Origin of the sequence: Bacteroides sp. AM16-24 (assembly GCF_003471885.1) — a bacterium.
Lineage (GTDB): Bacteria > Bacteroidota > Bacteroidia > Bacteroidales > Bacteroidaceae > Bacteroides.
This window is the reverse complement of the sequence record NZ_QRKI01000049.1, coordinates 1-1,691: the sequence shown is the minus strand read 5'-3', so window position 1 is coordinate 1,691 and position 1,691 is coordinate 1. Positions and strand designations below refer to the sequence as shown.

At 46.0% G+C, this 1,691-nt stretch carries 1 protein-coding gene; it reads left to right on the top strand.

The genetic code is table 11. From position 1 onward, the window contains the following. Positions 1 to 107 precede the first annotated feature (107 nt). Positions 108 to 1,454: an IS1380-like element IS616 family transposase gene (locus tag DW182_RS22005; RefSeq protein ID WP_004295325.1), complete on the top strand. Its 1,347-nt coding sequence runs from the start codon at positions 108 to 110 to the stop codon at positions 1,452 to 1,454. The last annotated feature ends 237 nt before the right edge of the window (positions 1,455 to 1,691 follow it).

The following is a 1,691-nucleotide window of genomic DNA, read 5'->3' as shown; positions in this document are numbered from 1 at the left end:
CCTGAATAATTCATAGTCTCCACAAAAAAGAGAACGCCCTTCTTGTATATTTGCAAGAAAAGCATTAACTTTAAGGTGTTAAAAATAAACTTAATACCGGCGTTCTCATGTGCAAAGATACAACAAATAACGGAGTCAGTCAAGAGAAAAATCTTTTTTCTTTTCAAGACGTGCTTCCTGACAGGAAAATTCAGGTCGATTTCAATGCCCCGGACATCTCGTCCAATGGAGGACTGGTGCTTGTCGGTCTAATGAAAGACAGCATAGCGCGAAAGATAGCGCGCCTAATTCCGGATTATCGAAATCAACTTTTCGTACAGCATTCCTACGAAGAGATGGTCTGCCAGCGTGTCGGACAGATAATGTGCGGCTACGAGGATGCCAACGACTGCGACCGCCTGCGCCACGACAGTGCCCTTAAGATGAGCGTGGGCCGCAAGGCATCGGATCCCGGCCTGTGCTCACAACCGACGATGACACGGCTTGAGAATCATATTGACAAAAGGACCTTATGGAAAATAGCAGAACTGTTTGTCAAGGACTACATCTCATCCTTCGACAAAGCTCCGCGTAAGATTATTCTTGACGTTGACGATACAAATGCCAACACATACGGGGCGCAGCAGCTGTCGCTGTTCAATGATTACTATGACGAATACTGCTACATGCCGATGGTTATTTTCGACGGTATGAACGGCAAGCTGATACTTCCTCTACTGAGACCGGGACGACGCAACAAGTCGCTGAACATCTTCGGTATACTGCGCAGAGTCATTGAATACATCCATAAGGAATGGCCTCACACAATAATAGAACTCCGCGGGGACAGTCATTTCTGCAGCCATGAGTTTATGGACTGGGTCAAGACACATCTTTATGTGAGATTTATCACAGGGCTGTCGGGCAATCCTGCGCTTATGAAGAAAATCGACAAGCAATTGCGCCGTGCCAAGGGGGATTTCGAACTTCACCATGAGGATGTACGCCGTTACTACAGCTTTGAGTACAAAGCCAAATCATGGAAATACAGACAGAGGGTGATTGCAAAAATCGAAGTCTCCGACAAGGGTGTAAACGTCCGCTTCATAGTCACAAGCAACCGTAACAACAAGCCCGAGACAGTATATCGACGTTACTGTAAGCGCGGCACAATGGAGCTATGGATAAAAGACCTGAAGTATTTTCGAGCCGACAGGATGTCGTGCAGTTCTTTCAGAGCCAATATGTTCCGGCTGTTTCTATATGGCGCGGCATATGTGACCGCATACCGTCTCAGGTCGAAGGCTTTCTCCAATACAGAGGTCGGCGCCTTCACGATGGACAGCTTCATGAAGCGGATTATGCTGAGTGCCGTCTTCATAGTCGAAAAAAAGACTTTTATAAGGTTCAGCTTTTCCCCACACCATCGACACCTTGAAGCTTTGTCGCAAGCCTTGACGAGACTCTCTGCCTGACAAGTGGAATAATCTGAAATCAACCTGAGTCCGATTCTGTAATCGGACTTATAAGTCATATCCGCTCCATAAAAATGGACGTGATAATCAGACCTGAGCATGCCGAAATCAAGGCTTCGGACAGGATTATAACTCTACATCAAGCGGTCATTCGATGATAGACATTAGTTGGAGGCTTCAGATTGTCCCCATATCTGTTTTGATAACCTGAAATGAATCCACTATGAATAATGTAGG

Coding starts and splice junctions, on each gene's coding strand:
- DW182_RS22005 (WP_004295325.1), top strand. CDS start 108: ATGTGCAAAGATACAACAAATAACGGAGTCAGTCAAGAGAAAAATCTT.